Below are 26,436 nucleotides of genomic sequence, written 5' to 3' on the forward strand. Positions count from 1 at the left end.
GTAACCTCTCATTTGCTTGAGATTCCTTTCTATTCGCTCGTGGATTTTGGCCCTGGCGGCAAGCATGGCGGCTTGCGTCCTGGGGCAGGCGCAGGATCTGGAAGGCTACGTAGTGCGCGTGGAATCCTCCACCGTGTACCTCGATTTCGGCGAGGAAAGCGGAGCCTTCCCCTCCCAGCCCCTCGAAATTTACGCGTTGGGAGAAGAACTGCTTCATCCAATTACAAAAAAATCCCTTGGCAGGATGGAAGAGTGGGTCGCCCGCGGAACGATAAAAGAAGTCCGCTCCCAATATTCCGCGGGAGAAATATCCCAGGCCTCGGCCGCCGTGAAAGCGGGAATGCGCGTCCGACTGAAGGGCAAAGCCTCACCCGAGAAAATCGCGGCCCGGAACCAGCCCGCGCCGAGCCCGGCCGGACGCCAGCCGCGCTGGAAGGCGGAGCCCTTCCCATATCAAGCCGCTGGCATGGCCGTCGCGGACTTCCGGGGCGATGGGCGCCTGGGACTGGTCCTGGCGCAAAATCGCTCCGTGGCCCTCTACGACTATCCCCCCAAGGACGCCAAGCCCCTGGCCCTGTGGGAGCACCCAGGACTCAATCCCAGGATTCTCTCCCTCGAGGCCGCGGATCTCAACGGAAACGGCCGAGCCGAGCTTTTCGCCACGCTTTACAACGAAACCTTCTCCCGGGTGGAGACCGTCGTCTTGGAGCTCGAGGCGGGGCAATGGAAAAAAACCGCCGAGCTTGCCTGGGCCGTGCGGCGCTACCAAAACGAGAAGGGCCGGACTGCTCTGGCTATGCAGAAGCTGCTGAGCGACCGCACCTTCCCTTTCTCCAGCCTCTACCCTCTCTCCTATAAAGACGGCCGCTACATCCCCAGTGAGGAACCGCTGCGCCCCAGGCGCGTGGAGTGGCTGTACAGCTTCACTCTGGCTTCCCTGGGCGGCGGAACAGCCTCCGTCTTCGTGACCCCGAACCATCGGATCCGAGTCCAATTCGAGAAGGGCTACTGGAAGAGCGACGAGTCCTACGGCCAGACGCCCTTGAGGGTCCGCTGGATGGACCGCCTCCTGGAGTTTAATCCCCCCATGCCCGTCAAAGCCGGCGGCCAAACGCTCTATCTGGTGCGCAACACCTCCATGCTTGGGAGCCTCTCCGAGCCCTTCGGGCTCTTCAACAACGGGGAAATCCACAGGAAATCCTGGGACGGCCTGAGCCTGGTCACCGATTGGACCTCCGAGCTCGGAGGCTACTCCCCGGCCATCACCTTGGTGGACGGGCCGGATGGGGGGCAGGAGCTGGCCGTCCTGGTGGTCAGCCGCGCGGGCCAATCCTCCCTGTGGATTTACGATCCATGACGACCCAGAAAAAAATTCTGGTGGTGGACGACGACCCCGCGATCAGGGAGGTGCTCTCCACCCAGCTGGCCCGGCTGCATTACGACACAGTCTCCGCGGCAGACGGCCAGGAGGCAGTGGCCCTATTCAAGTCCGAGAAGCCGGACCTGGTGCTCATGGATCTGATGATGCCCAGCATGGACGGCCTGGCGGCCTGCCAAAAGATGCGTGCCCTGGAGAAACAAGGGCGGCGCACCCCCATTCTATTTCTCACCGCGCGCGAAAGCCACCAGGACAAGCTGAGCTCCGCCCTGAGCGGCGGAGACGACTTCATCTCGAAGCCCGTCAGCCTGCAGGAGCTGCGCGAGCACGTGGAGTCCGCCCTCCAGCAGTCGAAAAACAGAAGGTGAGGCTTTCCGGAATATTCGCCGCCGCCTCCCTGCTCCCGGCCCTTGCCGCGGGGACAGCCCCCCGCGACCAAGCCCGGCATCCCTTCGGAGTACTGCTCCTGGGGGAAGGAGGCAGCCGAGATTGGACCCAAGCCGTGGACTCGCTCAAGGAGGAGCTCGGCGCCAAGTTCCCGCTGGAGTTCGCTCCGGGGCTCGCGGAGGAGCCTTCCCTGCAAAGGGCCGCGCGCAAGCTCGAGGCCCGTTCCGTGAAAAAAATCGTGGCGATCCCCCTTTTCGCCTCGTCGTTCTCCGAGGTGATGGACCAGAACCGCTTCCTCCTGGGAATCCGGGAAAAACCCTCCTTGGAATTTCTGGGAATTTCCCCATCCCGGAAGTCCATCGGCCGCCAACCGCGGGTTCTCTTCAAGGTCCCGGTGGTGCTGTCCAAGGCATTGGACGACCATCCCCTGGCCGTGGAGATCCTCGCCTCCCGAGCCAAGGCATTAAGCCGTAAGCCCGCCGAGGAAGCCCTCCTCCTCATAGGGCAAAGCCCGTTTTCGTCGCAAGCCTCCCGGGACTGGAGCGATAGTTTGAGCGCCGTGGCCGAGAAAGTCCGCCAGAAGGCGGGCCTGCGCGCGGCCGGGGCCTTCATCTGGAGATCCGGTTCAGCGGCCGGAGAGCGCCAGTCGGAGGCGGAGCTGCGCTCAGCACTCAAGGCCCTGCGCCGGCGCGGCCAGGTCCTGGCCGTCCTCGTGGAGATGTCGCCCGCGGAAACCCCGCGCCGAATCGCCGGGATCCTGAAGGAGCATTTCGCGCGCTTCAACGCGAAAACCATCCTCCCGGATCCCCTGCTCGCGCGCTGGGTCGAGGAGTCGGCGCGCGAGTCAGCCAAGCTCCCGGACATGAGGATTTTTCATGGCGGTGGAAGACAATAATTGGAGGTTGCATGACTAACCTAGAGCGGCTTCAAGTGCTGGACAAGGGCTTCGTCAGGCTCATTGATTTCATGGGAGGGGATTCCGGGATCGTTGACGCGGCCCGGGTCTCCTACGGCGGGAAATCCAAGGGCGAGGAGGCGGACCGCAAGCTCATCTCCTATCTCCTTCAGCACTCCCACATGACCCCCTTCGAACACTCCGTGTTCAAGTTCCACGTGAGCTGCCCCATCTTCGTGGCCCGGCAATGGTTCCGGCACCGCTTCGCGGCCTACAACGAGATCTCGTACCGCTATACCGAGGTCAAGGACGACTTCTACATTCCCGCGGCCTGGAGGGCCCAGGACCGCAAGAACAAGCAGGGCTCTGTCGCGGCTTGCGAGCTCGACCAGGGGGCGCTCAAGGCCATGTTCTCAAAACAGGTCGAGGCGGCCCTTGAGACCTACCGCTCCATGGTGGCGGCCGGAGTGGCGCGGGAAATGGCCCGGATGGTCCTGCCGGTAAACCTCTACACGGAGTTCTACTGGACCGTCAACGCCAGGAGCCTCATGAATTTTCTCTCCCTGCGCGCCGACGCCCATGCCCAGTGGGAGATACAGCAGTACGCCGAGGCCATGGCCAGCGTCTTCAAGGACAAGATGCCTTGGACCTGGGCCGCCTTCCTGTCCCATGTCTGGAAAGGGATCAACCCGGAGATCAACGCCCAGCGCGGGGCGTTGATCTCGACCCCGGCCAAATAAGCCATGCACGTCCTGGCGGCCCTGATCGCGGTCCTGGGCTTGGGCCGCGCGGGCCTGGCCCAGCAGGCGGCACGGGCCCAGCGCGCCGACCTTAAGATCGTGGTGCCGGCCGAGGGCGCGGTCGAGGCCCGGGAAGTATTGAGGCTGCGCGCCAGCATGGAGGGGCGGGCCGAGGAGGTCACGGCCTCGCCCGGCTCCTGGGTCCTCTCCGGCAAAAGCCTCGGGAGCCTGGCCAACAAGGAGATGGCCGACCTCTTCGACTCCCGGACCAACGCCAAGGGAGAGCTCGAGAAGCGCTGGAAATCCGTCTATAAGCCCACTCCCATCCATTGCCCCGGGGACTGCTTTGTTCTTAGAGTCTTCATCAGCCCCAAGGAGTGGCTCAAGCCCAAGGCCCTCCTCTTCGAGGTGGCCCAAAAGCTCACCTTGACGGGGAAGGCCGCCGCTCAGGACGCGGCCTGGGTCAAGGACGGCCAAATTTTGGAATTTTGGCCCGCCGCCGAGCCCAATCGCAGGTTCAAGCTGCCCCTGCGCGGCTGCTCCGGAGGAACATTCGCCATGGATTTATCCCCCTCAAATTACCTGGAGCCGGGGACCGCTTGGAAGGGCGAGATCGTCCCGGCGCGCCGCAAAAATGTCTTGGCCGTGCCGACCCAAGCTTTGATCCGCCACGGCTCGGAGGTCTACCTGCCGGTGAAGGTCTCCGCGGGCCTCTCCACGGAGTCTTTGACCGAGATCACCTCAGGGCTCGAGGACAAGAGACAAATACTGGTTCTAGGCGACGTTCAGCTCGGCAAGGCCTCGCGGCACAAGCCCGGGCCGGAACGGGAGGAGCCCGTCCAAGTCATCGAATCCAGGCAAGACAAGGCCGCGGGCCCCCGGGGCGGTTTTTTGAGCCCGGTGCCCGAGGCGGACTCCTCCGAAGAGGATACTAATGCCCAATGACATCGCCCGCACGCGCCGAGTCCTCGCCATCATCCTGGCCGGAGGCAAGGGCGAGCGCCTGCATCCCCTGACCCACGAGCGCTCCAAGCCCGCCGTCCCTTTCGGCGGGAAATACCGGGTCATAGATTTCGTCCTCTCGAACTTCGTCAATTCGGGGATGCACTCGATTTACGTCCTGGTCCAATACCTCTCCCAAAGCCTCATCGAGTACCTGCGCACGAGTTGGCGCACCACGGGGCTCACCCGCGACCAATTCATCACCGTGGTCCCCCCGCAAATGCGCATCGGGACCGTCTGGTACCGGGGGACCGCCGACGCCGTGCGCCAGAACATGAACCTCATCCGGGACTTCGACCCGGACATCATCGCCGTATTCGGGGCTGACCACGTCTACCGCATGGACGTGGGCCAGATGATGCATTTTCACCTCGAGAAAGGCGCGGACATGACCGTGGCCACCCTCCCCGTCCCCATCCGGAGCGCACCCGCCTTCGGGATCGTGGAGACCGACGCCAAGGGGCGCATCACCGCCTTCGAGGAGAAGCCCGCCGCGGCCAAGCCCATGCCCAAGGATCCGGGCCGCGCCCTCTCCTCCATGGGCAACTACTTTTTCAACGCGGACGTGCTCATGAGCATCCTCGAGGACGAGGCCTTCCAGGCCCCGGACCTGGACTTCGGCAAATCCATCCTCCCCATCATTCCCAAGAAGCTCAAGGTCTACGCTTATGACTTCTCGACCAACGTCCTTCCCGGGCTCAAGCCCTACGAGGAAAAGGCCTACTGGCGCGACGTGGGCACCCTCCCGGCTTACTACCAGTCCAACATGGACATCCTGGGGGCCAAGCCCCGACTTAACTTGAACAACCGAAAATGGTTCCTCCACGCCGGACGCTACGACGGCCCTCCGGCCAAGATCCTGGACGGAAAGCTCGTCAACACCATCATCGGAGACGGGTGTTTCGTGCGCAACGCGACGATCAAGAACTCCATCCTGGGCCGCGGCGTGCACGTCCACGACGGCGCCGTCATCGAGGACTCCATCATCATGGATTTCTGCAAGGTCCGGGCCGAGGCGAGGCTGCGTCGAGTGATCGTGGACCGCTTCAACGACATCCCCTCCCGGGAAACCATAGGGCACAATCCCTCCAAAGACGCCCAGCGCTATTTCGTGGACCCTTCGGGGCTCGTGGTGGTGCCCCGTGGGAAAACCTTACCCGCATAACCCGCACCGGGAGGAATATGGTCACTAAAAGAATCCGCTTGGAAAGCCCCGAGGAGGCCCTTCAGCTCCTGGGCGAAAGGGACGCCGCCCTGCGCCAGATGGAGCGCGACTTCGGCGTCGAGATTTTCCTGCGCCAGGACGCGCAGACGGGGGAGCTGCGCCTCACCATCAAGGGCAGCGCCGGCCGAGCGGACAAGGTTATGCGCCGCATCCGCGAAAAGCTCGCTGTCATCCGGCAAGGCCTGGGCCAAGGCCAAGCCCAGGCCTCCATCCCAGAACCCATGGACCTGGATTCCCCTTCCGTTCCCGAGGACGGGATTTACCGCACGGCCTACGGGAAAATCGTCCGGGCCCGCACGCCCAACCAGCAGAAATACATAGACACGATCCTGAGCCACGAGCTGGCCTTCGGGATCGGCCCCGCCGGCACGGGAAAGACCTTCATCGCCGTGGCCTGCGCCCTGCGGGCGCTCGAGCTGCGGCAGGTCAACCGCATCATTTTGACCCGCCCCGTGGTAGAAGCGGGAGAGCGCCTGGGATTTTTGCCGGGAGACCTGCTGGAGAAGGTCAACCCCTACCTCAAGCCCCTCTACGACGCCTTCTTCGCTTTGCTCGGCCCCGAGCGCTTCCGGATGTGGCGGGACACCGAGGTGATCGAGATCGTTCCCCTGGCCTACATGCGCGGGCGCACCTTCGAAGACTCCTTCATCCTCCTCGATGAGGCCCAAAACACCACCCCGGAGCAGATGAAGATGTTCCTGACCCGTATGGGCATTGGCTCGCGGGCCGTCGTCACCGGCGACATCACCCAAACCGATCTCACTGAAAGGACCGTCTCTGGCCTGGTGCGCGTGACCGAGATATTGAAGGGGGTGGAGGGAGTGGCCTTCCATCGCCTCACCGAGGAAGACGTGGTGCGCCATCCCCTCGTCAAGCGCGTGATCCGGGCCTATGATCTCTGGGAGCAGAAGCAGTGACGGTCAACGTCTTCGGCGCCGGGCTCCTGCCCGCCTCGGCCCGGAAGCCCCGCCTTTTGAGGAAGGCTTGCCTTGCCGCACTTAAGAGCGAGAAGTTCCGCGGCTCGGGGGAGATCAGCATTATTTTAACGGATAGAAAAAAGATGCTCGCCCTAAACGAGACATTCTTGCGCCACGACCACGACACCGACGTCATCGCCTTCAACTACGACCCCCCGAACAGCCCCCGAGAGCCCTTCGGGGACGTTTACATCTCCGTCCCGCAGGCCCGAGCGCAGGCCAGTGAGCTCGGACACCCTCTCCTCCAGGAAATACTGACCCTCATCATCCACGGGACCTTGCATCTCCTCGGCCACGAGGATTCCACTCCGCGGAAAAAGGCGAGAATGTTCGCCAGGCAAGACAGAATACTCAGCTCCCTTTCACGCCCCAAGAGGCGAATAAGGCGTCCATAACCAAAGAATCGGGCCGCCGGAGGCTCATTGCTCGAACCGCCTCCCGGGCCAGGCCGCACTCATTATCAATACAGAGCTTTATAGCTGCCTCCCCGAAATAAAAGCCCTTAAGGTTGCTGACTACGGCCTCGTAGTCATTCCCCTGGGCTCCCAGGGCCGCAACGGGATGGAATTTCGCCTGAACCCCCTCAAAACCGGCCCTGACCAAAGCCCCGGGGATCTTGGTCCCGATGCAAGGATCGAGTCCCTTGCCGATCGCGGCCTCGTCCCATAGCCGCATCCATTTTTGAGCGGCGGGTTTTTGGGGCTGCCACTGTATCAACTGGTTGCAAGGCTCCAGGGCGTAGAAGACCCCTCCGGGCTTAAGCAGGCGCCTGACCTGTCTGAGAGTCTCTTCCCAAAGCGGGCCGATGCACCACAGCGCCAACTTGGTAAACACCAGGTCGAAACTGGACTCATTAAAAGCGATACCACCCCCATCCATGACGAGAAATTCAGCGCCGGGCTCCTGCCCGAACTTGGCCCGGGCCACGGCGACGGCCTGAGAGGCCTTGTCTATCCCGGTGTATTTGAGCCTTGGGTTGGCCCGCTTAAGCCAGGGCCAATTGGCCCCGGATCCGCAGCCGATCTCAAGGCAATGCCCGGCTTGGCTTGCCAGCGCCTCCAAGACGGGCTCGCGCAAGAGGAGGGCTTGAGACTCCAGCCGGACCACCTCCTCCAGGGAGTGTCCGAGCGGATATTCGATTTTATTCATGACCGAGCCTCCAGAGCTCTTGACTCAAAAACGCGACCGCCTCAAGAAAATCGGCCTTGGGCTTGAGCAAGGCAAAGCGCGCGCAGTGGGTGACCGCCCCGGGCCGGCTCCAGTAGAAAGGCCTTCCGGGCAGAAGCACCAGATTTTTGGCCTTGAAATGCTGGGCCAAATGCCAGTCGCTTTTAAAAGGCGGCCCGATCCGGACCCATTCCACGCTCAGCCTCGACTTCAAGGCCTCCGGGTGCACCGACAGCACCTCCCCGTCCAGGGCCTGCCTGAATTGGATCCGTCTCTCGGCGACCTCCTTCCATACGGCCTCGGCCAGGCCCCGTTCCAGCGCGTCTTTCAAGAACTCGCCCAGAACCGCCAGGGCAAAGTTCGAGGGGCAGAGGAATATCTCATCGTAGATAACCTCCATCTCCCGGATGATGTCTGGCGAACAGAAGAGGAGGCTGGCCTTGATCTCCTGGGTGGGCCAGACCTTGCCCGTGTCCTCGATGGAAATGAAGGAGACCCCCGAGTCCAAGAGGATCTGGTAATGGTCCGTGTCCTGAGGCATGAAGAACCGGAAGGTATTGTCCAGGACCAGGACTTTCTTATTTCGCGCGCACCACTCGACCAGGCCTTGGAATTGCTCCCTGGAAAGAACCTTGCCCGTTGGATTATTGGGATTGACGATGAAGACGGCACCGGCCCGGCTCCGGTCCAGGGCCTTGTCCCAGGCTCCCCCGTGAAGCTCGGGCTCGGGCAAAGCCTCCAAAGCCACGCCCCTTCTCTTAAGGATCAGGCAGAGATTGTCGAAGGTCGGCTCAAGAAGCGCGGTTTTGAGCTTTTTCTCGGCCAGCCACACCGCCGCCAGGTCGATGGAGCAGGACGCGGTCGGGGCTATCTTGAAATGCCCGTAGCCCGCCAAAGACGGGCAACTCGACAGCCTTCGGAACGCCTCCTTGAACCGCCTTTCGGCCTCTCCCGACCTGATTTTGGCGCCGCTCTCCCAAAGCTCGGGCAATCGCTTGACGATCGCCTGCTGAAACTCGGGCAGCTCCTGCGAGGCATGCCCGTTGGCCAAATCATGCCGGCTCTCGAGCCCCAGAGCCTCTATCTCCGTCAAAGTCTGTCCTGTCATAAATTCCTCCTGTTCCCCGGCTGACGCCTGCCCAGTTTTAACAGAAGGGTGATATGATGTAAAATAAATAGATTCTATTTATCCATAACAATTTCTTATGCCAATCCCAGCGCACGAGCTAGAGGCCTTCCACGCGACCGCGCAAACCCGGAGCTTCTCCGCGGCCGCCAAGCGCGTCAACATCACCCAGCCGGCCCTCTCCCAAAGGATTCGAAGCTTGGAGCGCGCCCTGGGGCTCACCCTCTTGGTGCGCGACAGAAAAGAGGCGCGCCTCACCGACGCCGGGACGAGGCTCTTGCGCTACTGCCAGGCCCAAGGACATCTCGAGGCCGAGCTTTTAAGCGATCTGGGCGGGACGCCCGAGGGCGATTTTGGAGGGCGCCTGCGCCTGGCCGGATACTCCACGATCCTGCATTCGGTCGTGGTTCCGGCCCTGGCCGGGTTTCTGAGGGAGAACCCCTTGGTTCAATACGAGTTCGCCGCGGCCGAGATGCGCGACTTGCCGGGGATGCTTGAGAGCGGCGAGGCCGATTTCGTCGTGCTCGACCGGATCTTGGAGCGTTCCGGCCTCGAATCCGTCCTATTGGGCCGCGAGGCCTGCGTCTTGATCGAGAGCTCCCGCTTCCGCTCCCCGGATATCTACCTCGACCACGACCCCAATGACCGCACCACCGAGCTCTTCCTAAAGAAGCAGGGCCTAAGGGCGTCCAAATCCCCGGCTCGGCGCTACATGGACGACATACACGGGATCATCAATGGAGCGGCCCTGGGCCTCGGGAAAGCCGTGGTGCCCAGGCACCTGCTCTCCAAGGCCTCGTCGGTGCGGGTCATCCCGGGGCTCAAGCCCCTTGAAATACCCGTCGTTCTCCACTATTTCAAGCAGCCCTATTACTCAAGGCTGCAGAAGGAAATCATCCAACGCCTCAAAAGCCACTGCGCAGAGCGGCTGGGGGGCTAGGGATTGGGGAACGGATTCTGCTCCGAGGCCCAACGGCGCAGAATGAGCGGGACCATGACGACCCCTCCGGCCGAGCGGTATTCCCCGGACAAGCCCTCCTTGACCGGCTCGAAGGCGGCGGCGCCATGGCGCGCCGCCGCGTTGCCGTAAAGGCCCGCGAGCACCAAGTAGACGATGGACGGCGGGTAATTCTTCCAATACCGGCGCGCTTCGATGCTGGTCATCCAATCCTTGGCCGGGTCGAATTTGGCGCCGTAAACGCAGGGAGCCCGCTCCTTGATGGCTTGGGCCGTCACGAACCTCGTCTCGCCCTCGCGCCGAACCACCTGGGACAAGACAATGGCGTCCGAGGCCGCCGCCAAAGAGGCCTCCGCCAGGACGAGCTTCTTGCCGTTCGGAAAGAAGACCAGGACCTCGCGCGCGGCCGGGTCGCTGACTAGTCTTAAACCGTTTTCAAAGGAGATGGAGTACGGGATCTCCCCCGCGACGGAATAAGCCCCCGGAACCAGGGGCGGGAGGGCCTTTACCTCGGTTATGATCTGCCGGAAGCACTCGGGCGGCTTGGAAGCGCTCCAGCCGTCGGCCGCCAATAAAGCCAATACCAGACCCGAGAGAGCGCTTCCCGCCCATTTCCCCATATAGTTATTTTAACCGCCCACTCACCGGAGTTCATGGGCCAAAAGGGCAGCAGTGAGGCACCCAAAGGGCCTATTTTATTATCATGCCTTCATGGCAAAAGCGCTTGAAAAGCCAAATTATGGACTGGACGCGCCCTTGATTGTCAAGCGCTGGGGATATTTCGGGGTCTTAGGCCTTGTCTTGACCACGATTCTCTTCAGGCATTTGCCTTCTCATTGGCTGTGCTCAATCCTGGCAAGCCTGGCTTACACGGCCTCTTTCTTCTTTCTTATGCCGGCTATAACCATTGCGTTCGGAAGTTTCTTCCTCAAATTTCGCGAACGCGACTGGCTTTTGGACCAGCTTCAATTGGAAGGGGACGAAACCGTGTTGGATGCGGGCTGCGGAAGAGGGCTGCTACTAATCGGCGCGGCCAAAAGGCTTTCCACAGGCAAAGCCCACGGCCTCGACATGTGGGCGCAGGAAGACCAGAGCTCGAATTGCCGCAAAGCAACCCGCGCCAACGCCGCGATCGAGGGTGTGGCCGGGAAAATAGAAGTCCATGATGGGGACATGAGGCGAATGCCTTTCGAGGACGCCCGTTTCGACGCGGTCGTCTCCAGCTGGGCCATCCATAATATTTACGATGCCCGGGAAAGGGAGAGGGCCCTGCGAGAAATCCTTCGTGTTCTTAAACCCGGCGGCAAGCTCGCCATCCTCGACATTGACCATGCCCAGGAATATCGCGATTTTTATGTCCAGGCCGGGCTCAAGGAGGTTCGACTTCTCGGCCCGCGCTACACGTTCGGCAAGAAAACCTATCTGCTCATGGCGAGAAACTTATCCACAAAAACTTCCCGCGAAGTTTTGTGAACAACTTCATCGAAAATCATTTTCGGCCCGGAAGAAGCATCATCCTTGTCCGAGAAAACACCCAAGACATCTTGGCGGCGGCTCTCGTGAAAAGTCCGGAAAACTTGACGTCCTTGATCCGCTTGGCCTCCACCCACTCGTCGAGATAGCTGGGGTCGTCGTAGCGGATTCGGTGGACGCCGCGGAAGTGCTTGAGGATGACGGCCGGCAGCCATTTCCCCTCGTACTCCACCAAGACCTTCTGGCCGATCGGGCGCATGGGCGGAGGCAGGAATGCCCGGGCCCGGGCCGCGTCTACCCATTCCTCGCGGGGCTGTCGCTTTTGCGAATATCGCACCTTGAGCCGCCCTCTCCGGGCCTCGATGACGCGCGCCCTCCGCCAAGAGCTTGCGTCTGGCACTTCCACATGCTCGCTTTCCCTGGGGGCAAGCTTGCGGGAGGTTCGGGCGATCTCCGCTCCAGGGCCGAAAATTCCCGTCGCCGCCGAGGCGGAGATCTGATCGTCGTTAAAGGCGAGTTCCGACTGGATGTACTCGGCCCATTCCTCGAATTTCACACGCCCATCCCTGTTCAAGTCCACGGCGGGCTCCCCGCGAAGGCCGGCTAGGAGGGCTTCCGTGAACGTCCATTCCCCAGTCGAGCCGCTGGTATTGTCCACGGAGGAAAGAACAAAATAAGACACTCTTCCAAACAACTTGCCGGCTTCCACGGCGAGGCCCCCGGAGTAGCAGCAGTCGGCGGCGAGAATGGCCCGGGCGCCCTTGAAATCCCTCTCGATGTCATGGAAAATGGACTGAACGGTCCAAGCGCCCCTGTCGCGGGCCATGAAATAGGACCGGCCGCGGGCGTCTACGTCCCCCTCCCCGGCGTAATAAAGGAAAAGGAAGTCCCCGGGCTTGGTCCGCGCCAAGGTCCGGCGGAACTCATCACGGATGCTGGCGGTAGTCGAAGCCTGGCGGTCCGTTAGGAAAACGATGCGCTCCCGCGAGACTCCCTTGGCCGCGAGAAATTCCATGAGCTCCCGGTCGCGGCGGCCGGCCTTCTGCTCCGGGGAGGCGGGAAAGGCGGGCCAGTCGATGATGCCGACCGCGAACACCCACGCCCGGGAGTAATCGATCTCCGAGGCGCGGGCCGGAGCGCCGGAAAACAGCACGGCCGCGGCTAAAAGGCCGTAAAAGGTCTTCATGCCCAGAAAATTACTATAATTTCCCAGTGAAAGTCGAGCACATCGCCTTTGGCGAGATCGAGGCCAAATGGCAGGCGCGCTGGGAAGCGGAGGGGGTTTTCAAGGCCCCGAGAATTCCCCGGGAGGGCCGGAAATTCTATTGCCTCGACATGTTCCCCTATCCCTCGGCCGACGGCCTGCACGTGGGCCACCCCGAGGGCTACACCGCCACCGACATATTGTGCCGCTTCAAGCGCATGCAGGGCTTCGACGTCCTGCATCCCATGGGCTGGGACGCCTTCGGCCTGCCGGCCGAGAATTTCGCCCTCCAAACCGGCACCCACCCGCGCGTCGTCACCGAGCGCAACATCTCCAATTTCAGGCGCCAGATCAAGTCCCTGGGCTTCTCCTACGACTGGGACCGGGAGGTCAACACCACCTCCCCGGACTACTACCGCTGGACCCAGTGGATATTCCTCCAACTCTTCAAGAAGGGCCTGGCCTACGAGAGCACGGCCCCCATCAACTGGTGCCCCTCGTGCAAGACGGGTCTAGCCAACGAGGAGGTGTTCAACGGGGCCTGCGAGCGCTGCGGGGCCACGGTGGAGCGCAAGAGCCTGCGGCAATGGATTCTGAAGATCACGGCCTACGCGGACCGCCTGGAAAACGACCTCGCGGCCTTGGACTGGCCGGCCTCGACTATGGCCATGCAGAGGCATTGGATCGGCCGCTCCGAGGGCGCCGAGGTAAGCTTCAAGCTCGCGGACAGCACGGAGCTCAAGGTCTTCACCACCCGACCCGACACGCTCTACGGGGCCACCTACCTGGTGCTGGCCCCCGAGCACGAGCTCGCCAGCCGCCTCGCAGCGCCGGCCCGCAAGTCCGAGGTGGCAGCGTATGTCGAGGCCGCCAAATCCAAGTCGGATCTTGAGCGCTCGGACCTGCAGAAAGACAAGACCGGGGTTTTTACCGGGGCCTACGCAGAGAACCCCGTCAACGGCAGGAAAATCCCGATCTGGGTCGCCGACTACGTGCTCATGGGCTACGGCACCGGGGCCATCATGGCCGTCCCGGCGCACGACGCCAGGGATTGGGAGTTCGCCCGCGAGCACGGACTCTCCGTGATCCAGGTGGTGAGGCCCGTAGAGGGCCCCCAAAACCCCGCGGAGGCCTTCGTAGAGGACGGGATCGCGGTCAATTCCCCCCTCTTCGAGGGCCTGCCCACGGCCTCGGCCAAGGAAAAGATCACCCGGCACCTGGAGCTCTCCGGCCAGGGGCGCCGCAGCGTGCAGTACAAACTGCGGGACTGGATTTTTTCGCGCCAGCGCTATTGGGGCGAGCCCATTCCCATCATCCACTGCCCGACCTGCGGCAAGGTCCCGGTCCCGGAGAAGGATTTGCCCGTGCTCCTGCCCGAGGTGGCCGACTACAAGCCGACCGGAACCGGGGAGTCGCCCCTGGCCGCAATCGAGTCCTGGGTCAAAACGGCCTGCCCCCAATGCCTAGCGCCCGCGCGCCGCGAGACCAACACCATGCCCCAGTGGGCCGGCTCCTGCTGGTACTACCTGCGCTTCATAGACCCCCGCAATCAAGGCGAACTCTGCTCCAAGGAGCTGGAGAATGCCTGGATGCCCGTGGACTGCTACGTGGGAGGGGCCGAGCACGCGGTGCTGCATCTGCTCTACGCCCGCTTCTGGCATAAGGCCCTCTTCGACGCCGGTGCCATTTCCACCCCCGAGCCCTTCAAAAAACTGCGGCACCAAGGCATGATTCTCTCTTTCTCGCACAGGGACTCCAAGGGTTGCTACCACCCTTACGACACGGTCGAGTACGACGAGCAGGGAAGCCCTCTCCTCGCCGCCACCGGCGAGAGGCTCGACTCCCAGGTCGAAAAAATGTCGAAGTCGAAGAAAAACGTGGTCAATCCCGACTCCATCCTCAAGAGCCACGGGGCCGACGCCTTCCGTCTCTACGAGATGTTCATGGGCCCCTTCGAGCAGTCCAAGCCCTGGGACATGCGAAACATCGAGGGCGTGGCGCGCTTCCTGCGCAAGGCCTGGTCTCTGATCCTGGCGGCCGAACCCGCCAATGGGGAAGGCTTAAAAAGCCTTCGACACAAGACCATCAAGAAAGTGACCGGGGACATCGAGCAGTTCGGCTTTAACACCGCGATCTCGGCTCTCATGATTTACTTGAACGAGCTCCAGTCCCAAAAGCCCCCGGCCCGGGCCGACCTGGAGGCCTTCCTGATTTTGCTCAATCCCTTCGCGCCACACTTGACCGAGGAGCTATGGGAGAGGCTGGGTCATGAGAAATGCCTGGCGCGAGAACCCTGGCCCGCCTATGACGAAGACCTCATCAAGGAAGACCAAGTCGAGTACGCGGTCCAGGTCAATGGCAAGGTGCGGGCCACCTTCCGGTTCGAGGCGGACGCGCCCGAGCGCTCGGTACGGGAGGCCGCCTTGGCCTTGGAGAAGATCCAGGCCGCGATGGCCGGCAAGGCCGTGCTCAAGGCCATCGTCGTGCCCAACCGCTTGGTCAATATCGTGGTAAAATAGGCTTGAATCCATGGCAAATCTACGGAAAGTCATCCTAGCCTCCCTGGCCCTTCTGGCATCCGGCTGCGGGCAGGACATCGCCTACCATCCCTCGCCCCAACTCCTTCCCAGCCACATCAAGCGCCTGGCCCTGCGCCCCGTGGTCAACAAGACCCAGCAGTTCGGCCTCGAGGACAAGCTCACCTTGCGCATGCGCGACGAGTTCCTGCGCGACGGGCGCTATCCCGTCGTGCCCGAGTCGGAGGCCGACGGCATGGTTTGGGTCACCATCGCCCGCTACATCCTGACCCCGGTCCAGTACGACGCCAACCTCATCCCCACGGCCTACAAGCTCCGCATCGTGGTGGACCTGCAGTTCGTGGACAAGGTCAACAACACCGCGCTCTGGGAAGAGAAAAACATGGAGGGGATACAGACCTACGCCGCCTCCACCTTGCCCGGAGGCATGACCGAGGAGCAGGCCCGGGAGGCCATCTGGGACGTGCTCGCCCGCGACATCGTCAAGCGCGTGGTGGAGGGCTTCGGCTCGGTCACGGGCACCTCGGAGAGGCGCATCACGGGCGACGCGCCCTCGACCCCGCCCGCGGTCCAGCCCGGCGCGCCCATCACGCCGGTGCTCCCCAACACCTACTGAGGGCGCGGTCATGGAGTTCAAGCCCGCCGAGCTCGCCAAGGAGTGGCGCTCCAAGAGCCTCAAGCCCGTCTACTATCTTGTCGGAGAGGAAAGCTCGGGCAAGGCCCAGGCCCTGGAGATACTAAAAACCGCCTTCAAGGAGGACAGCTTCAATTTCCGGGAATTCTCGGGAGATCCGAACGCCGAGGTCTCCGCCATTCTGTCAGAGGCCATGACCTTGCCGGTTTTCGCGGAGCGCCGGGTGGTCCTCGTGAGCAACCCAAAGATCCCGGCCGAGGCGCGGGAAGCCCTGGCCGAATACTTGAAAGAGCCTTTACCCAGCACCACCGTGGTACTGCTCTGCGATGACAAGAAACCCGACCCCAAGGACCGCTTGACGGCCGCGGTCCTTGCAAAGGGAGCCGTCTGCCTCTTTAGCCCCTTAAGGGAGGAGGAGGCCGCGGAAAGGCTCAAGGCCGAGGCGCGCAAGCGGGGCAAGGTCTTGAGCGAGCAAGCCTGCGCCACCCTTCTCTCCGAAGTGGGCACGGATTGGGGGCTCTTGAGCCAGGAACTGGAAAAAATCCTGTTGTTTGCCGCCTCGTCCCAGATCGGGACTCACGAGGTCCTGGAGTGCCTGGGCTACCATAAACTGGCCGACCCATTCCTCTTGACGCGCCTGGTCCAGGAGCGCAAAACCAAGGAGTCCCTCGGGCACCTCCAGCGCCTGTTCGCCACGGGAAAGCCCGAGGAACAGGCCTTCAAGGCGCTTTACCAGATCTCGGCCGCGGTGCAGAAGCAGCTGCGCGGCAAGCGCATGCAGGCCGCCGGGAAGGCTCCCGAGGAGATATTCCACAAGCTCCGCCTGCACAGCTACTGGGACAAGGACTATCTAAGCCGTCTTGCCAAGCTCGGCGAGAAGCGGCTCATCTCCAACCTCAATCGCTGCGTCCAGACCGAGGCGGATCTTAAATCCAAGCCCTGGCTAGACCCCAAAATCGAGATCGAGCAGCTTGTGATAGATATAGGCGCCTAGAGGAGCCCCCCGACCCCGGACCCTCCTCCACCCCCACCGCCGCCAGGGGGAAGAGGAGGAGCAAACCATGTCAGCAGCATGAAACCCCCCAGGATCACTGCCGCGATCAAAAATGAAACCACAGTAATGAAAGCAGTCGTCTCATAAAACAGCACCGGCTTTTGATAATCAATGATCGCATCGGGACTGCGCCCCTGGGGATTGCCGCGACTGAGAGCTTCCTTCAAAGACTTTGCTCCATATTTGAACCCGATATCAATGCCGAAATACTTCCTCATGATGTACGTGGCGGAAGTGGCGCAGGAGAGAGATTGGATGAATAATTTTTCCCCTTTTTTAACCAGAGGCCAGGCAAATCCGTTTTTGTCTTTGAGAAATACCTCGCCGTTTTCATCCACAATTTCCGCGCTTGTATTGACAATCCGTCCATCCAAGCTCAAACGGTCGTCTGGAAGCCGAGAAATCTCCAATTCTCTGGAATCAATATCAAAGAACGGCCGCATGGCCTCGTGCAGTCCATCAATTCCGCTTAGGACCTCTTGAATTCTTTCCTTGCCCACTTGGAACATGAACCCTTTTTCCTTTTTTATACGTGGGTTAAATTCTTTGGGAATATAATTCGGGAAACTATAACTCTTTCTTCCTATCCTCAAAAAAACATGCTCATAGCCGGGGCTATAATAGACCTCCACGCTGGAATCAAGGAAATCCTGGTAAGCCTTTGACTTTAAATCCAGCTCCCCGCCGTCCTTGTAGTAGACATATTCCTTGCCGTTGGAAAACTCCCGCATTTCGTGGGGATGCGCCATGACTTGGGAAATTGAACGCACGAAGGGCGCCGCCGCCAAGGGCGGCCCGCGCGCGCCGCCGGCCGTCAGAATATTGTTTTTAAACGTCTGGAAGTATTCCGAGAGATTGGCCTCATAACCCCATCGGGCCACGGCTGTCTGCAGCGGCTCGATAAGACCTTCGCTGGAGGCGCCGCCGTCCCTTTCCCTCTCGACAAGGCTGTTGACCCGCCTGATAAAGCCTCTGGAAGCCCTCTCAATGCGGAGCAAGGCTTGCGGCTTCTCAGTTGGGGGGAGATTTTGAATAACCGGGTGGCGACTCCAGTCCCTCAAGGGATAGAAGAATCTCTCGGCCAGCGGAGCTGCTCCTATCCTGATGGAAGGGTTGAGGACGCTGCGCTTGATTTTTTCTTCCGCCGCTTCCCCGATTCTTTGAAAGAAATCTCTCCAAGCCGCCGCATCAATGAAGATATCAAGCTCTCGGGCCCGCTGCGCGGGCAAATCCGGAGACAGAAGTTTGATCTCTGCAAACGGCTCAAAAGGCGTCAAGTCTCCCGAAACGGCCAATATCCTCGAGAACTCATCCATGGCGGATAGAAGCTCTTCATCTCTTTTATGGAATTGCCTGAACTCGTGGCCCTTATATCCTTCAGGATAAATGTCATCCCTAAATACCGGGGCATAGCTCAACCGGGCGCTGCCCGGCCGCCCCACTTTTTGCCCCCGCCCGGCTCTGCGCTCCAATTCCAAGAACAGCTCGCGATCCGCCTCCCCGAGCGGCCCCAAGGAATGATGGACGAGGTTCTTTCCCGGCAAAACCTCGGGACGCTTCAAAAATTGCCCATAATTTCTTTCCAGGCTTTTTAGCTGGGCGAGGTCCGACTCAAAAACGACATAGCCGGCGGTGCCTTGAACCTCATCGTAGTCCTTGTATGCGTCATGCCCCTGCAGGGAGATCGGGCCGTAGCGCCGGATGAGGAACCTTACGGAATCCCTCAACTTCCCCATGGAATCGAACACCAAGCCATTCATTTCAAAATTCCCGTCGCCCTCAAAGCGCAGCAAGGCGGGCAATTTCCGCGGCGCCGTCGAAAGCTTTCTAAGGGCAACCACCCCTTTTTTTTGCGTTTTTGGAAACGCCTGTTCCGCCGCGGCCAACCTCTCCCGGAAGGCCATTTTTCTCCACTTCTTCTCGGGAATGGAGGGAGGGCGGTAGTCCCATAAAACAGCCGGATTCTCACGGAGATTGAACTCCGCTTCAATGCCGAAGCTGATGGGGCGCCTTCTGTCGAAGCGAACATGCCTGCGCTCTGGAACAGGGACCTTGAAATCGAGGATGCTGTCCTCTCCCGATCTTTCATAGGCCTCGGCCAGGAAATGAGCGTCGGCTCGAGAGCGCACCGTGACGTAAACGATCCCGGAGGGATCCCTAAACGTGGCTCGCACGCCTTCTGGAACTTTCCGAAACTCATGCTTCTTGGCCAGGCGCCTGGCCTCAAGCGCGGTCCGGAGCATTCCCCGGCCGGCCTCGATCATCCCGTGAATCCGCGATTTTCCTGGCTCAACCCCATGTTCTGCGGGCGGGCGAGGGGGCTCCAACGCGGCCGGCTCTTGCCCGGGTCCGGAATATTTCCCAAGCCCCGAAAGAGGGACCGCTTTCGTCTCAAGGGGCGCGACCACGGGAGTAGGAGCTGGCACGACCGCCGCAATCGAGGCGTCAAAGAAGCGTTTTAAATTGGCGTCCAGTCGCGCGACGCTTTGCCAAGGAGCGCCGGCACTAATGCCCAATTGCCTTCGCAATATGAGGACGGTCCTCTCCAAACTAGCATCTTTTTGAGAAAACCTCTGGATTTCACGAGCCGCCGCCGCGATCGCGGACAAATTCTCAGGACCCAACTTTTGGCTGAGCCCCTGGTGAACAATGAACGCCCCCGGCATGGCTGGGAAGGCCCGGTTTAACAAGAGGGCCAACACCGTCCGGGCCGACTGACGCTCCCCCATGGAGGCGAAATCCATGGACGGCGCCCCAGCCAAGGCCTTCAGATACTCAAGCCCTCTTTTAGGCGGCAAGGACAAAAAATGATTCAGCTGGTTGGAGACGATTGAGCGGAATTGGGCCTCAGCAGGGTTCACGGCACGTACAACCCGCGCCTCCATGGGCGAGGCAATAGGCCTGGCCAAGCTTCTGGAAACAAAAAAGCCCAGGCTCAGAAACGACACCAGGGCCGATTTGGCAAGCGCAGCCATGCTCGTTTTTAGCCCGAAAAACCGTGGGAAACGAGGAGCAAAAGGCCCTCAGGAAGATGGGCCAAAGGACCTACACCCGCTGCATTCAGCGCACGGCTTTAACCCTGCGCTAAACCGTCAAACGGCCGAAGGCTGGACTTGGGCTTTCTGGACGAGGCGGGACTTCTTGCGGGCCGCCGCCTTCCAATGGATGGTGCCGCGCTGGGCGGCCTTGTCTATCGCCGCGGCGGCCTTGGACAGGAGGTCGGCAACCTTGCCGGCGTCCTTGGCCGAGACCGCGTCCATCACGGCTCGGACCGCGAGCTTGACTCCCTTCTTGACGGAACGGTTGCGCGCCTGATGCTTGATCGCCTGCCTGTCGGCTTTGAGAGCCGATGGGTGGCGCTTTGTTTTCTTTGCTTGTGCCATAAACTATATTAAATCATTTTACATCCGCACCGTCAACAAAATGGTAGAATGGCTTTGTCGCTTCCAGAACGGTGCGATACCCAAGTGGTCCAAGGGGACGGTCTGCAAAACCGTTACTCGCGGGTTCGAATCCCGCTCGCACCTCCACTTTCAGCCTTCCCCGGGCGATAATCGTCTGTTTAACAAATTTATCTTGACAATTCCAAATATCTATGTAAAATGGAATTATGTATTCCAGACTTATAAAAGTCCCGAACCAAAGTTTCTTCCTTTTCGGCCCCAGAGGCACCGGCAAGACCACCTGGGTCAGGAACTCGCTGCCACAGGCCGTTTATCTTGACTTGCTGGAATCTGAATTGTTCAACGACCTCACGGCCAATCCGCAAAGGCTCGAGAGTTTCCTGCCCCCTCAGCGCAACAGCTGGGTGGTGATCGACGAGGTGCAGCGCATACCGGATCTCCTCAACGAGGTCCACCGCCTCATTGAAGCACGCGCTTGCCGATTCGTCCTGACCGGCTCAAGCGCCCGCAAGCTGCGTCGCAGCGGAGTCAATCTGCTGGCGGGTCGCGCTCTGACCTATGCCATGCATCCCTTAACCGCCATTGAGCTCGGGGAAGATTTCCAAGTGGAGCGCTCTCTGGCCCTTGGCCAGCTACCCAGCGTCTATGTGGAGAGCGACCCAAAGGCTTATCTAGAAAGCTACGTCAAGACCTATTTGCGCGAAGAAATCCAGCAGGAAGGGCTCGTTCGCAGCCTGGGACCATTCGCCAGGTTCCTTGAGGCGGCGAGCTTTTCTCAGGCGTCCATACTAAATGTCTCGGCCGTGGCGCGCGATTGCGGCATCGAACGAAAGGTCGTCGAAAACTATTTCTCGATCCTTGAGGACCTCCTCATCGCGGCCCAAGTGCCGGTCTTCGCCAAAAGGGCGAAAAGACGCATCGTCGCGCATCCGAAGTTCTTCTTTTTCGATGCGGGCCTCTATCGAACCATCCGGCCCAAAGGACCCCTGGACAGGCCCGAGCAAATCGAGGGCCATGCGCTGGAAACGCTAATCTTCCAGGAATTGCGCGCGGTGAACGATTGCCTGCGTCTCGGATACTCGATCCATTACTGGCGAACCGCGGACGGCCGGGAAGTGGACTTTGTGCTTTATGGGGAAAAGGGGATCAGGGCCTTCGAGGTCAAACGCGCGGCCAAGCCCGCCACCTCTGATTTCGCTGGGCTGCAGGCCTTCCTCAAGGACTATCCAATGGCTAAGACCTTCCTGCTTTACGGAGGAAACCGCCGCAGGAAGGAGGGCAGGGTGAACTTGGTTCCATTGCACGAGGCCCTGCCCCGGCTGACGGAACTACTGGATTAAGCAGGCCTTTCGGGGCAAAACAACTAGGCCCTTTGGCCGCTTCCAGGGGGTGCCGAGAGGAACCCGAACATTCGGCCAAAAGTGTTATCTTTGCCTGAATGTTGCCGCGATCCCTTAGAAAGGCGGCGGCTTTGGCCGCCCTTTCCGGTTTGGTTTTTTGCCAAAGCCCGGTTCCGGCCCTGGCGGGATTGGGGCGCAAAGGCATTCCGGCAGGCATATCTCAGACTCCGCTCATCGTCCCGGCCCTTCCCTCGCCCCTGGCTCCCGCCTTATTTCAGGCCGGCCTTGATGATTTGCCGGGCCGGACCGACGCTCCGTTTTTCGCGTTGAGGCGCTCCGGACTCCCTCTATCTCTTCTGCAGAACACCGCCCTGCGCCGCACCCTCCGACGCCTGGTCCTCGAAAATAAGGCTCGCCGTCTCCCACCGGGAACTCCGGAATACGCCCGGCACGACCCGGACGGAACCTTCGACGGACGAGGCATCGAGATATTCCTCATTGACGAGCTCGATCCCGAGCTGGACGTGGCGGCCTACGGACACGCTCAGGACGGGCGGCCCCAGCTTTTCCTTTTCACCGAGCGCTTGCCGCAATTCATGACCGCGAGGGAACGGCGGAGGCTCGCCGATCACATCCGATTCTCTTGGCTTGAGGCGCCACCGGCCGACGCCGCAATTCCAGCACCTCCCCCATGGGAAAGCCTGAGCCCGGGGCGCCTGGCCCAGCGCCTAGTGGATCAGGCGCGGACCATGATCCGACTGTGGAGGGCCCACCGGGCCTTCGATCCTTTCATACGCCCCTTCAAAGGCGAGATCGCCGGGCTCATGGCCTTGTCCATCCTGGCGGCGTTCCTCGTGCCCGCCACGACGGGGGTGATGCAGAAAGTCATAGACACGGCGGTGGACGGGATCGCCAAGAATCCTGAGTCCCTGCTCTTGGCCTACGTGGGGGCCACGTTCGCGTTCAAGGCGCTCTACGTCGGGGTCGAGTGGTGGCGGCGCTGGCTCTCCTATCGCCTCGGAACCTTGTCGGTTTTCAAGCTGCGGGCCCATTTCATCGAGCGCCTCTCGCATCTGGACATGGCCGAGGCCCTGCGGCACACGCCCGAGGAACGGGCAAAGCTCGCCGCCGCCCTCCACAACAACGCGACCTTCCTGCCCGTCGCGACGATCGACTTCAAGACGCATCTTCCCGCCTATACTCTCCAACTGGCGTTGAGCGCCGCGCTTTTTTTTAAGGAGGATTGGGTTTTGGCGGCGCTGAGCCTGCTGGTCCTTCCCGCGTTCGCAGCACTGGGCTCCGACTTCGGAGGGCTCCATGCCCGCTACAATCTCAGGTATACGGAGCTCCACAACAGCCTCATCGCGGCGACCAACCGCCTGCTCTCGCTCCTGGACCTAGTCAAGGCATACGGCATAGAGAGCCACGCCTCCCAGGTACTCCTCGCCATAGCGCGGGCCCTGGCCGACGTCGCCCTCGAGCGCTCCAAGCTCTACGCCAATTACCGAACTTTCGTGGGCACGGTCGGGGAGGCCGCGGGCTTGAGCGTGGGCCTCTTGTGCGCCCTCAGCCTATTCTGGCACAAGACGCCCTCGGCCGGGGCCATAGTGGCCATGCAGGGCTACGCCTTCTCCATGCGGGCGGCCCTCGAGGGAATGATGAACGACCAGATGTCGGCCCAGGAGGCGGAGGGCGGCCTCAAGGCCGTGGCGGATATCCTGGCCATCCCATTGGAAAAGGACACGGCCCAAACCTTGCTGCCGTCAATAGAGGGCCATATAGAGGTCCAGGAGCTTTCCTATTCCTACGATCCGAAGGAAGGCCCGGCCTTAAACGGAATCAGCTTCAAGGTCAAGCCGGGGGAAGTGATCGCCTTGGTCGGAGACAACGGCTCCGGGAAAACCACTCTCATGAGGCTCCTGGCTGGCATCCTCCAGCCGACCGGCGGCCGCGTCCTGGTGGATGGACACGACCTTGCCGCCGTGAGCCGCGAAAGCCACCGGGCCCAGCAGGCCCTCCTCCCGCAGCGGCAATTCCTGATAGGCAGCGTCCGGCAGAATCTCCTGGCGGTCAAGCCCCAAGCCACGGAGGCCGAGCTCAACCTGGCTTTGGACCAGGCCGGGGCCCGCTTCGTGCTGGAGAAGCCCGACGGCTTGGACGCCGAGGTGTCCGCGCTCTCGGGAGGCCAGCAGCAGCTCATCACCGCGGCCATGGCCATTTTGCGCGCGCCGCGGGTGCTTTTCATAGACGAGGGAACCGGCGAGGTCTCCCCTCCCGCCGACGCGGCGCTTCAGGAAGTCCTCTGGGACAGGCCGGGAAAGAGAAACGTGTTCGTGTCGTCCCACCGCCTGGAGACTTTGAAAAAAACGGATCGCATCCTCTTCCTCGAGCGCGGCAAGATAGTCGAAAGCGGCACCTATGCCGAGCTCATGGCCCTTAAAGGGCGATTCTTTGCGTCCGCCAACTCCTACAAATAGCGCCCCGCCTGGCGTCGAATAGTTGAAAAGTTGTAGTCTGACACCAGATGAGACGCCCGCTCCTGTGGGGGTTGTTGGCTTTTGCCCTGGGGCCCTCCCTTGCTTGGGCGGTCCCGTCCTTCACGAAGGAAGCCGGGATACGGGTCTCCTCGGCCGCGGTGCAGGCCGCGACCGGGGCTTATCCCGCGCTTAGGCTCTATTACATCCGCGGAAGCTCTCAGGTTTACTCGGCCACCACCGACGCGGGCCTCGACTGGACCGAGGAGGCTGGCGTGCGCATCTCGAGCCTCACCGTCCCGTCTTTGGACATCGCGGTCAGCTCCATCACCGGCTGCTCCATCCTGCCCTTGACCGGCGGGGGATTTCGCATGCTCTACTCCGTGATCGGGAGCACGGGGGCCTACCGCATCTACAGCGCGACCTCGGCCGACGGCCTGGCCTGGGCCAACGACACCGGCACCCGGATCGCGGCGGCCGACGACACCACCTTCACGGGCTACCCGACCATGGTCAAGCTCGGCAGCGGGGACTGGCGGGTCTACTACATCCAGAACTCCGTGGCCGGCGACCAGATATCGAACCACCAGATCTTCAGCGCCCTTTCGACCAACCAGGGACGCAACTTCGCCAGCGGCTCGGTCGTGGTCTCGACCCAGGCCAGCCAAGCGGCGGCGACGCTTCTGAGCGATAACCGCGTGCGCCTTTATTACACGGCCCCGGCCAGCGGGGAAAGCACTCACACCGTGGTGGCGAGTGCCGTCTCCTCTGACGCCCTTGGAAGCGCCTTCTCCCTGGAGGCGGGGGTGCGGGTCTCGACTCCGAGCGCCACGGGAAGCCTCTCTTTTCCCTTCGTGGTTCGCTCGACCAACACCTTCAGCTGGCGGCTTTACTACAATTTCGCCCTGCCGGGGGTGAGCACGGCCGCGGTTTACAGCGCCGTGGCCGAGGTTCCCAATCCCCAGTCCGTGAGCCCGGCCACGGTCTACAAGAACCTCGCGGCCCGGCAGTTCACGATAACTGGAGAAATTTTCTCCGCCGGGCCCACCGCGGCCTTGACCCAAACCGGGCAAACCGACATAGCGGGGGCGGCTCTCACCAGAGTGGACGACCAGACGATCACGGTCACCTTCGACACCCAAGGCAAGAACCTCGGCTACTGGGACCTCGTCGTCACCAACTCCAACGGCCGGGCCTCGACCTTGTCCTCGGCCGTCAACATAGACTTCCAGGGAGGCAGCGTCGCGGTCACCGACAATCTTCTCCGCCCGCGGGCCGGCACCACCGCGCGCATAGACGCGACCATATTCAACTCGGGGCACGTCACGATCAAGCTCTACACCTTGAACGGCGCGCTCGTACGAACCCTCTACGACGGCTTCATGGCCGAGGGAACCACCACGCTCAATTGGGACGCCAAGACGAGCCTCGGCAACACCGTGGCGAGCGGCCTCTACCTCCTCCAATCCACCGGCCCCAAGCTGAGCGTCGTGAGCAAGATCATCGTGATCAAGTGAAATCCGCCAAAGCCCTTTTCGCGGCCGTTTTCTTTTTGGCCTTGGGCTGCGCCCCTCGGGCCTGGGCGGAGGCCGGACGCACGGGCGCGGGCACCTTGAGGAAAATCGGAGGCTCGCGGGCCTTGGCAATGGCGGAGGCCTTCTCGGCCGTGGACGGGGGTGTCGAATCCATGGGCTACAATCCGGCGGGAATCGTCGGCGCTCGGCCCGTCCTTGAGACCTTGTATACCCACGGCGCCATAGACGACCATTTTAGCTTCACGGGCTACGCCCACCCCCTGCCTTTCGGGACGCTCTGCGCGGGGCTCGCCTACTACGACGCGGGGACGGTGCGCATCAGCCTCTCGGACGGCACCAACGAGAGCCGCAAGGCCCAGCAGGACTTGGTGGCCCTAGCGGGGGCGAGCGTCCCCCTGGGCCTGGGTTTCTCCGCCGGGGGGCTCGTCAAATCCTACCGATTAGAACTCGCCCAAGCCGCCCGGGCCACGGGCTACGCCGCCGACGGCGGGGTCATCTGGCATTCACCCGTGGCGGGGCTCAATTTCGGGGCCTCCCTCCAAAACCTGGGGCCGAACGTCAAATACGAGCAGGAAGGAGACCCTCTCCCGGCGACGGCCCGCTATGGGCTGGCCTACGAGCTCAAACTCGAGCGCTTCGGACTCCTCAAGGATGTCCCCTATACGATCAACGAGTTCCTCTTCACGGCCGACCAGGTCAAGGTGAAGGACGAGCGATCAAGCGCGGCCCTGGGCCTGGAGATGGGCATGCCCCTGGGACAGGGAGGGCATGGGGCCGTGCGCTTCGGCTACGTCTTCAACCGCGACCTCGACTCCTTCAGCTTCGGCCTGGGATTCCGGGAAGGGCGCTTCATCTTCGACTACGCCCTGGGCGTCAAGCGCGCCTTCAACAACCTCCACCATTTCAGCGTCGGCGTTTATTTCTAA

The 26,436-nt window shown here is 61.6% G+C and carries 24 protein-coding genes and 1 tRNA gene; 19 read left to right on the forward strand and 6 right to left on the reverse strand.

The annotated features are described in order from the left end of the window. Positions 1–16 precede the first annotated feature (16 nt). The 8 genes from HY921_11395 to ybeY are packed head-to-tail and all read left to right on the forward strand — an operon-like array spanning position 17 to position 6,999. Positions 17–1,357 (forward strand): VCBS repeat-containing protein, encoded by a 1,341-nt coding sequence (locus tag HY921_11395; GenBank protein ID MBI5631476.1) that lies wholly within the window; start codon positions 17–19, stop codon positions 1,355–1,357. Next, positions 1,354–1,746: a response regulator gene (locus HY921_11400; GenBank protein ID MBI5631477.1), complete on the forward strand. Its 393-nt coding sequence runs from the start codon at positions 1,354–1,356 to the stop codon at positions 1,744–1,746. The genes HY921_11395 and HY921_11400 overlap by 4 nt, the downstream gene beginning before the upstream one ends. Then, positions 1,743–2,660: a hypothetical protein gene (locus HY921_11405; GenBank protein ID MBI5631478.1), complete on the forward strand. Its 918-nt coding sequence runs from the start codon at positions 1,743–1,745 to the stop codon at positions 2,658–2,660. The genes HY921_11400 and HY921_11405 overlap by 4 nt, the downstream gene beginning before the upstream one ends. A gap of 11 nt (positions 2,661–2,671) precedes the next feature. Next, positions 2,672–3,400 (forward strand): FAD-dependent thymidylate synthase, encoded by a 729-nt coding sequence (locus tag HY921_11410; protein MBI5631479.1) that lies wholly within the window; start codon positions 2,672–2,674, stop codon positions 3,398–3,400. A gap of 3 nt (positions 3,401–3,403) precedes the next feature. Continuing rightward, complete coding sequence (locus HY921_11415; protein ID MBI5631480.1) at positions 3,404–4,345, forward strand: hypothetical protein; 942 nt, start codon at positions 3,404–3,406, stop codon at positions 4,343–4,345. Next, positions 4,335–5,567, forward strand: a complete 1,233-nt coding sequence (locus HY921_11420) for a glucose-1-phosphate adenylyltransferase (protein MBI5631481.1) — start codon at positions 4,335–4,337, stop codon at positions 5,565–5,567. The genes HY921_11415 and HY921_11420 overlap by 11 nt, the downstream gene beginning before the upstream one ends. Before the next feature lie 17 nt (positions 5,568–5,584). Continuing rightward, complete coding sequence (locus HY921_11425; GenBank protein MBI5631482.1) at positions 5,585–6,544, forward strand: PhoH family protein; 960 nt, start codon at positions 5,585–5,587, stop codon at positions 6,542–6,544. Then, positions 6,541–6,999, forward strand: a complete 459-nt coding sequence (gene ybeY / locus HY921_11430; protein MBI5631483.1) for an rRNA maturation RNase YbeY — start codon at positions 6,541–6,543, stop codon at positions 6,997–6,999. The genes HY921_11425 and ybeY overlap by 4 nt, the downstream gene beginning before the upstream one ends. Here ybeY and HY921_11435 read toward each other — a convergent pair. Together HY921_11435 and HY921_11440 are read right to left on the reverse strand one after the other, a co-directional pair. Next, positions 6,956–7,753 carry a class I SAM-dependent methyltransferase gene (locus HY921_11435; protein MBI5631484.1) on the reverse strand — a complete coding sequence of 266 codons (798 nt, stop codon included), beginning with the start codon at positions 7,751–7,753 and terminating at the stop codon, positions 6,956–6,958. The two genes, ybeY and HY921_11435, sit on opposite strands and share 44 nt — an antisense overlap. Further along, a complete protein-coding gene (locus HY921_11440) occupies positions 7,746–8,879 on the reverse strand; it encodes an aminotransferase class I/II-fold pyridoxal phosphate-dependent enzyme (protein ID MBI5631485.1) in 1,134 nt (377 codons plus the stop codon). The genes HY921_11435 and HY921_11440 overlap by 8 nt, the downstream gene beginning before the upstream one ends. A 97-nt stretch (positions 8,880–8,976) precedes the next feature. On the opposite strand from HY921_11440, the gene HY921_11445 reads away from it, so the two are divergent. Beyond that, complete coding sequence (locus tag HY921_11445; GenBank protein ID MBI5631486.1) at positions 8,977–9,837, forward strand: LysR family transcriptional regulator; 861 nt, start codon at positions 8,977–8,979, stop codon at positions 9,835–9,837. Here the strand turns inward: HY921_11445 and HY921_11450 are convergent. Beyond that, positions 9,834–10,475: a hypothetical protein gene (locus HY921_11450; GenBank protein MBI5631487.1), complete on the reverse strand. Its 642-nt coding sequence runs from the start codon at positions 10,473–10,475 to the stop codon at positions 9,834–9,836. The two genes, HY921_11445 and HY921_11450, sit on opposite strands and share 4 nt — an antisense overlap. Positions 10,476–10,566: 91 nt before the next feature. Between HY921_11450 and HY921_11455 the strand changes: the two genes are divergently transcribed. Further along, on the forward strand, positions 10,567–11,328 hold the full coding sequence (locus HY921_11455; protein MBI5631488.1) for a class I SAM-dependent methyltransferase: 762 nt from the start codon (positions 10,567–10,569) through the stop codon (positions 11,326–11,328). A gap of 16 nt (positions 11,329–11,344) precedes the next feature. Here HY921_11455 and HY921_11460 read toward each other — a convergent pair whose 3' ends face one another. After that, a complete protein-coding gene (locus tag HY921_11460; protein MBI5631489.1) occupies positions 11,345–12,514 on the reverse strand; it encodes a caspase family protein in 1,170 nt (389 codons plus the stop codon). Between the two features lie 41 nt (positions 12,515–12,555). Between HY921_11460 and HY921_11465 the strand changes: the two genes are divergently transcribed. Genes HY921_11465 through holA form a run of 3 tightly spaced genes read left to right on the forward strand, consistent with a single transcriptional unit; the run spans position 12,556 to position 16,697 of the window. Further along, positions 12,556–15,051: a leucine--tRNA ligase gene (locus HY921_11465; GenBank protein MBI5631490.1), complete on the forward strand. Its 2,496-nt coding sequence runs from the start codon at positions 12,556–12,558 to the stop codon at positions 15,049–15,051. 10 nt (positions 15,052–15,061) lie between these two features. Further along, the gene (locus HY921_11470; GenBank protein MBI5631491.1) at positions 15,062–15,685 is read left to right on the forward strand and encodes a hypothetical protein; all 624 of its coding nucleotides are present in this window, start codon (positions 15,062–15,064) and stop codon (positions 15,683–15,685) included. Positions 15,686–15,695: 10 nt separating this feature from the next. After that, positions 15,696–16,697, forward strand: coding sequence for a DNA polymerase III subunit delta (gene holA, locus HY921_11475; GenBank protein MBI5631492.1), 1,002 nt, complete (start codon positions 15,696–15,698; stop codon positions 16,695–16,697). Here the strand turns inward: holA and HY921_11480 are convergent. After that, a complete protein-coding gene (locus HY921_11480) occupies positions 16,694–18,235 on the reverse strand; it encodes a hypothetical protein (protein MBI5631493.1) in 1,542 nt (513 codons plus the stop codon). The genes holA and HY921_11480 overlap by 4 nt on opposite strands. 549 nt (positions 18,236–18,784) lie before the next feature. On the opposite strand from HY921_11480, the gene HY921_11485 reads away from it, so the two are divergent. Continuing rightward, complete coding sequence (locus HY921_11485; protein ID MBI5631494.1) at positions 18,785–19,219, forward strand: hypothetical protein; 435 nt, start codon at positions 18,785–18,787, stop codon at positions 19,217–19,219. 630 nt (positions 19,220–19,849) lie between these two features. Here HY921_11485 and HY921_11490 read toward each other — a convergent pair. Continuing rightward, positions 19,850–20,140: a 30S ribosomal protein S20 gene (locus tag HY921_11490; protein MBI5631495.1), complete on the reverse strand. Its 291-nt coding sequence runs from the start codon at positions 20,138–20,140 to the stop codon at positions 19,850–19,852. A gap of 70 nt (positions 20,141–20,210) precedes the next feature. On the opposite strand from HY921_11490, the gene HY921_11495 reads away from it, so the two are divergent. The 5 genes from HY921_11495 to HY921_11515 all read left to right on the forward strand — a co-directional run bounded on the left by HY921_11495 (position 20,211) and on the right by HY921_11515 (position 26,436). Next, positions 20,211–20,287, forward strand: a tRNA-Cys gene (locus HY921_11495). 80 nt (positions 20,288–20,367) lie between these two features. Then, the gene (locus HY921_11500; protein ID MBI5631496.1) at positions 20,368–21,501 is read left to right on the forward strand and encodes an ATP-binding protein; all 1,134 of its coding nucleotides are present in this window, start codon (positions 20,368–20,370) and stop codon (positions 21,499–21,501) included. Between the two features lie 98 nt (positions 21,502–21,599). Then, positions 21,600–23,978, forward strand: a complete 2,379-nt coding sequence (locus HY921_11505; protein MBI5631497.1) for an ABC transporter ATP-binding protein — start codon at positions 21,600–21,602, stop codon at positions 23,976–23,978. 47 nt (positions 23,979–24,025) lie between these two features. After that, complete coding sequence (locus HY921_11510; GenBank protein ID MBI5631498.1) at positions 24,026–25,492, forward strand: hypothetical protein; 1,467 nt, start codon at positions 24,026–24,028, stop codon at positions 25,490–25,492. After that, positions 25,489–26,436, forward strand: a complete 948-nt coding sequence (locus HY921_11515; protein ID MBI5631499.1) for a PorV/PorQ family protein — start codon at positions 25,489–25,491, stop codon at positions 26,434–26,436. Before HY921_11510 ends, HY921_11515 begins: the two co-directional genes overlap by 4 nt.

This window comes from Elusimicrobiota bacterium (assembly GCA_016218575.1).
In the GTDB taxonomy this organism is placed as follows: domain Bacteria; phylum Elusimicrobiota; class Elusimicrobia; order UBA1565; family UBA9628; genus JACRDN01.

Excerpts from the sequence above, each read along its gene's own strand:
- HY921_11500 (MBI5631496.1), top strand. The coding sequence starts at position 20,368 with ATGTATTCCAGACTTATAAAAGTCCCGAACCAAAGTTTCTTCCTTTTC.
- HY921_11490 (MBI5631495.1), bottom strand. The coding sequence starts at position 20,140 with ATGGCACAAGCAAAGAAAACAAAGCGCCACCCATCGGCTCTCAAAGCC.
- HY921_11435 (MBI5631484.1), bottom strand. The coding sequence starts at position 7,753 with ATGAATAAAATCGAATATCCGCTCGGACACTCCCTGGAGGAGGTGGTC.
- HY921_11440 (MBI5631485.1), bottom strand. The coding sequence starts at position 8,879 with ATGACAGGACAGACTTTGACGGAGATAGAGGCTCTGGGGCTCGAGAGC.
- HY921_11470 (MBI5631491.1), top strand. The coding sequence starts at position 15,062 with ATGGCAAATCTACGGAAAGTCATCCTAGCCTCCCTGGCCCTTCTGGCA.
- holA (MBI5631492.1), top strand. The coding sequence starts at position 15,696 with ATGGAGTTCAAGCCCGCCGAGCTCGCCAAGGAGTGGCGCTCCAAGAGC.
- HY921_11460 (MBI5631489.1), bottom strand. The coding sequence starts at position 12,514 with ATGAAGACCTTTTACGGCCTTTTAGCCGCGGCCGTGCTGTTTTCCGGC.
- HY921_11420 (MBI5631481.1), top strand. The coding sequence starts at position 4,335 with ATGCCCAATGACATCGCCCGCACGCGCCGAGTCCTCGCCATCATCCTG.
- HY921_11510 (MBI5631498.1), top strand. The coding sequence starts at position 24,026 with ATGAGACGCCCGCTCCTGTGGGGGTTGTTGGCTTTTGCCCTGGGGCCC.
- HY921_11450 (MBI5631487.1), bottom strand. The coding sequence starts at position 10,475 with ATGGGGAAATGGGCGGGAAGCGCTCTCTCGGGTCTGGTATTGGCTTTA.
- HY921_11415 (MBI5631480.1), top strand. The coding sequence starts at position 3,404 with ATGCACGTCCTGGCGGCCCTGATCGCGGTCCTGGGCTTGGGCCGCGCG.
- HY921_11425 (MBI5631482.1), top strand. The coding sequence starts at position 5,585 with ATGGTCACTAAAAGAATCCGCTTGGAAAGCCCCGAGGAGGCCCTTCAG.
- HY921_11400 (MBI5631477.1), top strand. The coding sequence starts at position 1,354 with ATGACGACCCAGAAAAAAATTCTGGTGGTGGACGACGACCCCGCGATC.
- HY921_11455 (MBI5631488.1), top strand. The coding sequence starts at position 10,567 with ATGGCAAAAGCGCTTGAAAAGCCAAATTATGGACTGGACGCGCCCTTG.
- HY921_11445 (MBI5631486.1), top strand. The coding sequence starts at position 8,977 with ATGCCAATCCCAGCGCACGAGCTAGAGGCCTTCCACGCGACCGCGCAA.
- HY921_11485 (MBI5631494.1), top strand. The coding sequence starts at position 18,785 with ATGCCTGCGCTCTGGAACAGGGACCTTGAAATCGAGGATGCTGTCCTC.
- HY921_11505 (MBI5631497.1), top strand. The coding sequence starts at position 21,600 with ATGTTGCCGCGATCCCTTAGAAAGGCGGCGGCTTTGGCCGCCCTTTCC.
- HY921_11410 (MBI5631479.1), top strand. The coding sequence starts at position 2,672 with ATGACTAACCTAGAGCGGCTTCAAGTGCTGGACAAGGGCTTCGTCAGG.